Genomic DNA, 6,483 nt, shown 5'->3' with positions numbered 1-6,483 from the left:
CGTCGGACAGCCCCAGCACCCCGGCGGGGTGCAGCAGCATCTCCCGGATGGCGTCGCAGTTGCCGTCGGCGTAGTTGAACAGCGGCAGCATCAGCATCGAGGTCGCCTCCGCCTCGAGCATGAGGTCATACAGCGTCGACAGGGGGTCCTCGCCGCGCGCCGCGGCGATGGCGGCGACGGTGCGGTCTGGGGTGGGCTCGTAGTCGGGCGGGTTGCCCAGCGCGTAGAGCCGGTGCAGCGAGTGCTGCACCAGCGCGAACATCCCGTCGAACAACTGGGTGGGGTCGACGGGCAGGTCGTCCTCGGACAGGATGGCCGCCTTCACGGCGGGGTCGGCGAGGCGCTGCGCGAGTTCCGCGCGGCTGCACTCGGCCTTCAGCCGGCGGTAGGTGGGCCGGTGGCTGAAGCCGTGATGGCCCTGGAAGCCGATCATCATGCCGAACGGGCGCGCCGCGATCTGCGGGTAGAGCCGGGCGCCGGCCGCGTGGGCGTCCGCGGAGAGGTCCAGCATCTCGCGCCACAGCTTCGGGTCCGCGTCCACCTGGATCAGGGCGAACGACACCGGCCGGTCGATCTCGCCGCTCAGCCGGCGCATCCAGTCCAGCTCCTTCTTCGGGCCGATGATGTCCTCGCCCGCCGCCCCCTGCGGCGCCAGTTCGAACACCGCCTGCCCGCCGGCGGCCATGGCGCGGCCCAGGCCGAACAGCTCCTCCTCGGCGGCGAACGTGCCGGGCACGGGTTCGCCGTCCATCGCCCGGTGGCCCAGGGTGCGCGACGTCGAAAACCCAAGGGCGCCGGCCTCGATCGCCTCGGTGACCAGCCGCCCCATCGCTGCGATGTCATCCGGGGTGGCCGGCTCGTTGCGGGCGCCCCGCTCGCCCATCGCGTAGGCGCGGACGGCGCCGTGGGCGACCTGGGAACCCACGTCGATCGCGAAGCGCTGCTCACCGATGGCGTCGAGGTACTCCGGATAGCTCTCCCAGCCCCAGGTGATGCCCTCGGTCAGCGCGGTGCCGGGGATGTCCTCGACGCCCTCCATCAACTCGATCAGCCATTGCTCACGGCCCGGTCGGACCGGGGCGAAACCCACGCCGCAGTTGCCGGTGACCACGGTGGTGACGCCGTGACCGCTGGAGGGCTCCAGCGAGCTGTCCCAGCTCACCTGGCCGTCGTAGTGGGTGTGGATGTCGACGAAGCCCGGGGCCACCACGCGGCCCGTCGCGTCGATGGTCTCGGCCGCCTCGGCGGTTTGCAACCCGCCCGGCGCAGCGTCGTCGGCCCCGCGGCGCACGACGTCGACGATCTTGCCGTCCTTGATCCCGATGTCCGCGCGGTAGCGCTGCGCGCCCGTGCCGTCGACGACGGTGCCACCGATGATTTTCAGGTCGAACATGTGGGCTTCTCCTTGTCGTCGTGCGGCATTACGCGACGCGACGTAGCGTAACTGCAGACGATATTCCCGGAGCTGGGCCGAGTCAATGGATTGCGGGCCGCCGCGGGGCCCGGACCGGCCGCCTCGTGCCGACAAGCCAAGGGGCACAACGAGATCGCCGGGCACGGCGGAGGTTACAGCGACGCCCGCAGCGCGGCGACGGTCTCCAGGTCCTCCAGCGCCGCCACACCGCGGCGCAGGCCTTCCATCGCGATGTCGTCGGCCTGCATCCCGCCCATTCCGGCGGTGATCAGCGGGGCGACGTAGGCGTACAGGGCACCCTGGCGGTACCGCAGCCACAGCTCGTCGCGGTCGAGGCCGGGGCCGCCCGCTGCGGCCAGGCCGCGCCGGTAGTCGTCGAGCAGCTCGCGCTGAGCCGCGCGCCGGTCTTCCGGTGTCAGGCTGGTGATCAGCGTGTAGGCGAGTTCGCGGCCGGGGTGTCCGCGCCGCACCGCCTGCCAGTCCAGCAGCCCCGCCTTGCCGCCGTGAAAGTACATGTTGCCCGGGTGTGCGTCGCCGTGCATGACCGTGTGCGGCGGGGTGTCGATCAGCGCCGCCACGGCGCGGTAGTTGTCGGCGATGAACCGGCCCCGCTCGACGGGGATGTCGGTACGCCCGGCGAGGCGCTGCATCGAGGCGTGCATCAGTGACCCGGTCAACAGCGAGGTCACGTCGCCCGACGGGGTGTAGAGCCACCCCAGCGGGCCGCGCCCGTCGCGGGGCAGGCGGTTGTAGAAGGTGGCGTGCAGGTCGGCCAGCAGGTCGACGATCAGGGCGGCCTGGTCGGTGGAGATCGGGTGCAGCGTGTCGGGAAACTCGTACGACTCGGCGGGCAGGTCCTCCAAAACCAGCAGATACCGGCCCGTCCAGCCGTCGAAGGCGGCGCCGTAGCAGTAGGGCGCGCCGTTGACCTGCGGTGCGAGTTCGCGGTAGAAGCGCACCTCGGTGTGCCCCAGGCGGCCCAGTTCCCCCATCAGCCGGGTGGCGGCCGACTTTGCGCCGATCTTGACGAACACCGATTCGGGAACGTCCGTGCCGGTCAGCACCAGCCGGGCCCGCGACGACGTCCCCGCGTTGCTGCTCAGGATGCGCACCGACCTCACGGTGGCCCCCATGACCCTGGAGAGCACCGTGGCGTCGATGTCGTCGACCGTGCGGGGAAGGCTCGCCCAGCCGCTCACGATCGCGTCGGTGCCCACCCGGCTTAGCCCGCGAGCCAGGTGGGCGCCTAGCTCGACGACGGCGACCGCTTGTGCCACAGCAGTTGTCATGCGAGTCCATTCTGGTCGTCGAACAGCGTGGCGCGGCCACTGCCGCCCGGCTCCTGGGACAAAAATAGCTCAGCGTCTGGACATCAGACAATATGAAGTTATTGTCTGATTGGTGGGACCAGGGCGCGCACCACGAACTGCTCGACGAACCGGCGCTTGTCGGCCACGGGGCGATGCCGCCACGCCGGCGCCAGCAAGAACAGCGTCGTCGTGTGCAACCACTGGACGACCGCGCGGGGATCGAGGTCGTCATAGAGACGACCCGCCGCCTTCCACCGCTCCAGCAACGGCCCGTAATGGCGCAGCAGCAACTCCACGAGGGGTTCGGAGCCCTTCTCCAGGGCAGTGGACACCGCGGTGCTCTCGGCGGCGAACAGAGCCTCGTTCAGCGGATTGCCCGCCACCGACTCGACGCGGGACAGGACCATCTCGGGCAGCGACCGGCCCGGATCCTCCATCTCGGGCAGCGAGCGGACCAGCTCGCCGAGCGCACCGTCGACGCGCATCAGCAGCATGCCCAGCAGGACGTCGTCGCGGCCGGGAAAGTAGCGGTAAACCGTCGAGCGCGAGACCCCCGCCTCGTCGGCCACCTCGCCCATCCGGAACTGGGTGTTGCCCCGGCGGACGATGCAGCGCCCCGCGGCGTCCAGGATGCGCCGGCGGGCCTCCTCGTCGTCGAGGATCGCGCGGTCGTCGCCCCACCACCGGCTCGGTTCCATGGCGCCGATGTTACGGGATGCGTTGCGCCACGCAAGATCCCAAATGCCGCTACGTGAAAGGCCAATGGTGGGAACGGCCGCGGCAGGTGAGTCGTGCTCGCACCGGCATGCCCCGGCCCGGCGGGCGGGACTTGCGTTGGGCCACTGCAGAACCGGCGTCTCGACGGGGCGCCCGGCTTCTCCGGGATCGACGGCGGCATCACCTGCAGCGGCGCGCGCCGCGCCGGGCCCGCCGAAACCGCCGAGCCCGTCGAGGGCGGACCGCGCCGAACGCATCCGGCAGGTGCCGACGCCCGCACCATGACCGGGCTGTTCCCGGCGTCCACCGACCCGAATATGATCGGGTGAGGCTCAAGCTGCGCCGCGATCACAGGGGACCACGAGGGAGTGGAGAGTTCCATGCCGAACGAGAAGCAAGCGGACCGGATGACCTCGGGCAAGGGGTTCATCGCGGCGCTCGACCAAAGCGGTGGATCGACCCCGAAGGCACTGCGCCAGTACGGCATCTCCGACGACGCGTACTCCTCCGAGAAGGAGATGTTCGACCTCATCCACGAGATGCGGTCGCGGATCATCACCTCCCCCGCCTTCACCGGGGACCGGGTCCTGGCGGCGATCCTGTTCGAACAGACCATGGACCGCGACATCGAGGGCAGGCCGTCGACCACCTACCTGTGGGAGACCAAGGGCGTGGTGCCCATCCTCAAGATCGACAAGGGCCTGGCCGAGGCGTCCGACGGCGTCCAGCTGATGAAGCCGATGCCGGGTCTGGACGACTTGCTGGAGCGCGCCGTCAGCAAGGGCGTCTTCGGCACCAAGGAGCGCTCGGTGATCGGCGCCGCCAACCGCCACGGCATCGCCGCGGTGGTCGCCCAGCAGTTCGAGGTGGGCCACCAGGTGCTCGGCCACGGGCTGGTGCCGATCCTGGAACCCGAGGTCACGATCTCCATCCCGGACAAGGCGGAGGCCGAGGCGATCCTGCGCGACGAGATCACCAAGCAGCTCGACACCGTGCCCGACGGGCAGCGGGTGATGATCAAGCTCAGCCTGCCCAGCGAGGTCAACTACTACCGGCCCCTGATCGAACATCCGAAGGTGATGCGGGTGGTGGCCCTGTCCGGCGGCTACTCCCGCGAGGAGGCCAACGAGCTGCTCGCCAAGAACGCGGGGCTGATCGCCAGCTTCAGCCGCGCGCTGACCGAGGGGCTGTCTGCCGACCAGACCGACGAGCAGTTCAACGCCACGCTGGACAAGGCGATCCAGTCGATCTACGACGCCTCGGTCGCCGGCTGAGCCCGCGGGCTCAGTAGCGGTGGTCGGCAATCGGCGGCCGGCCCTGGCGGGCATCGCGCTCGTCGGAGACCAATGCGGGCACCATCTCGCTGGTCACCAGCCCGTCTTCGCGGGTCAGCTCGTCGACCACCTCGAAGGATTCGGCGATGTTGGCCGGGGTGTCGATGATGGTGGTGACGACGGGGACGCGGCGGCCCAGGGCTAGCACCTTGTCGCCGCGCGGCGGATGGTTGCCGTGAAAGCCCCAGATGCCGCGCAGCACCGTCGCGCCGTCGGGCGTCTTGCGCCGCCAGAGCCGCTGGACCAGCGCCCGGTGAATCGGCACGCCGCCGCGGCGCGCCGACTCGGAGGTGTACACCGACAGCTTCTGCCACAGCGGCAGGCCGTGCCCGTCGGCCTTCGGCAGGGCGTGCGGCGGTTCCAGCAACGCCCCGTCCCGCTTGCACACGCGCACCCGCTCGAGCGTGATCATCGGGTGCTCGAGCAGGCCGCCGAGCTCGGGCAGCACGCGGCCGATCAGCTCGCCGGACCCCACGGCCACGACCATCAGGGGCACGTCGGCGTTGAGGGCGAAGAACCGCGCCCGCTGCCGCTGCCCGTGCGCGACGCCGTCGACACCCAGGAACACCGAGGCTCCGGCGATGTGGCGCCGGTGCATCAGATCGCAGATCGCGATGTAGGCCGGAACCCCGTAGACGCGTTCCTTGCGGCCCAGGTGGATCGTCAGCTTGACCGCCTCGGGAAACGCGTCGCCGAGTTCCAGCGGCTCGATCTCCCCGCGCAGCAACCGCGCCCGTTCGAGGGTGACCAGCCCGCGTTGCTTGACCGCGAGCACGTCGTCGAGGAGCCCTTCGATCGTGGGCCTGCTGTCCACCGCCGTGATCAGCACGGGCGGGTCCTCCGAGAGCGTCAGGGACTGGTCGGAGCGGTAGTGGCGGCCCGTCCCGAAGCCGCCGACCCCGCGCAACAGCACGCTGCTGGCGACGCCGCGCCGTTGGTAGAGGCCCAGCAGCACATCCGAGACGAATCCGTCGTCGGTGCGGCGGCGTTCGGCCAGATACGTGCTCAGCTTCAGGCACTCTTCATCCACGGCGAGTCCTGAACCGTTGCCGCGCTGGAGGTTTCACCGCCAACGCCCGCCGGGGCGGCGGCACCGTCCGCGCCGGGGAAGCTCCGTCACTGTGCTCGACCACTGTGCCGCGAGCTTACCCGCCCGGCGAACCCGGTGCCGGTTCGAGCCCGAGTGCCCCGACGATGAGGCGGGCCGTCAGTTCGGCCCGGGACAGCGAATACGCCTGGGCGTCAGAAAGTATCGGGTACACCACGCCCCCGACGATGGCGTCGGCGGCGGACTCGGCGGTCGCCTCGTCGGCGCCGTGCGCCAGCAGCCGTGCCCGGACACTTTCGTGCAGTGGTGAGCTGAAGCCGGCCCGCAACTTGACGGCGGTGTCCTCGTGTTCGATGCCCGCGACGGTCAGGATGCGCAGCATCGCCGACCCGCGGGACGTGGTCAGGGCCGCGGCGAGCTTGTGCACCCACCCGACGAGGTCGGCGGCCAGGTCGGCGGTGTGGTCGACCGACGCGAGAATCCTGTCGGCGTCTTCGAGGACGACGTCGGCGACAAGTGCAGGACGGCTGGGCCACCAGCGATAGATCGTCTGCTTTCCCACTCCGGCCCGGGCCGCGACCGCCTCGATGGTCAGGCCGTCGAACCCGCGCTCCATCAACAGCTCCCGCGTGGCGGTGACGATGGCGGTGCGCGACTTCT

At 70.4% G+C, this 6,483-nt stretch carries 7 protein-coding genes; 2 read left to right on the top strand and 5 right to left on the bottom strand.

The window, feature by feature from the left end:
* The 3 genes from AC2VOR_RS08665 to AC2VOR_RS08655 all read right to left on the bottom strand — a co-directional run.
* Positions 1 to 1,393: N-acyl-D-amino-acid deacylase family protein (locus tag AC2VOR_RS08665; protein WP_486963613.1), on the bottom strand; the 1,393-nt coding region annotated here is incomplete at its 3' end.
* Between the two features lie 173 nt (positions 1,394 to 1,566).
* Positions 1,567 to 2,703, bottom strand: coding sequence for a phosphotransferase (locus tag AC2VOR_RS08660; RefSeq protein ID WP_369741290.1), 1,137 nt, complete (start codon positions 2,701 to 2,703; stop codon positions 1,567 to 1,569).
* 98 nt (positions 2,704 to 2,801) lie between these two features.
* Positions 2,802 to 3,422: a TetR/AcrR family transcriptional regulator gene (locus tag AC2VOR_RS08655; protein ID WP_486963612.1), complete on the bottom strand. Its 621-nt coding sequence runs from the start codon at positions 3,420 to 3,422 to the stop codon at positions 2,802 to 2,804.
* A 93-nt stretch (positions 3,423 to 3,515) separates the two neighbouring features.
* On the opposite strand from AC2VOR_RS08655, the gene AC2VOR_RS08650 reads away from it, so the two are divergent.
* Positions 3,516 to 3,770, top strand: a complete 255-nt coding sequence (locus tag AC2VOR_RS08650) for a hypothetical protein (RefSeq protein ID WP_486963611.1) — start codon at positions 3,516 to 3,518, stop codon at positions 3,768 to 3,770.
* A 51-nt stretch (positions 3,771 to 3,821) separates the two neighbouring features.
* Positions 3,822 to 4,715 carry a fructose bisphosphate aldolase gene (locus AC2VOR_RS08645; RefSeq protein WP_369741288.1) on the top strand — a complete coding sequence of 298 codons (894 nt, stop codon included), beginning with the start codon at positions 3,822 to 3,824 and terminating at the stop codon, positions 4,713 to 4,715.
* A gap of 10 nt (positions 4,716 to 4,725) precedes the next feature.
* On the opposite strand, the gene AC2VOR_RS08640 is transcribed toward AC2VOR_RS08645, so the two are convergent.
* Positions 4,726 to 5,805, bottom strand: coding sequence for a DUF190 domain-containing protein (locus AC2VOR_RS08640; protein WP_486963610.1), 1,080 nt, complete (start codon positions 5,803 to 5,805; stop codon positions 4,726 to 4,728).
* 115 nt (positions 5,806 to 5,920) lie between these two features.
* The coding region (locus AC2VOR_RS08635) for a TetR/AcrR family transcriptional regulator (RefSeq protein ID WP_486963609.1) at positions 5,921 to 6,483 on the bottom strand (563 nt) is incomplete at its 5' end.

The sequence above is a fragment of the Mycobacterium sp. TH-M103 genome (assembly GCF_057473785.1).
The sequence above is the reverse complement of the archived record's forward strand: the minus strand, read 5'-3'. Positions and strand labels throughout refer to the sequence as shown.

Excerpts from the sequence above, each read along its gene's own strand:
- AC2VOR_RS08660 (WP_369741290.1), bottom strand. The coding sequence starts at position 2,703 with ATGACAACTGCTGTGGCACAAGCGGTCGCCGTCGTCGAGCTAGGCGCC.
- AC2VOR_RS08655 (WP_486963612.1), bottom strand. The coding sequence starts at position 3,422 with ATGGAACCGAGCCGGTGGTGGGGCGACGACCGCGCGATCCTCGACGAC.
- AC2VOR_RS08645 (WP_369741288.1), top strand. The coding sequence starts at position 3,822 with ATGCCGAACGAGAAGCAAGCGGACCGGATGACCTCGGGCAAGGGGTTC.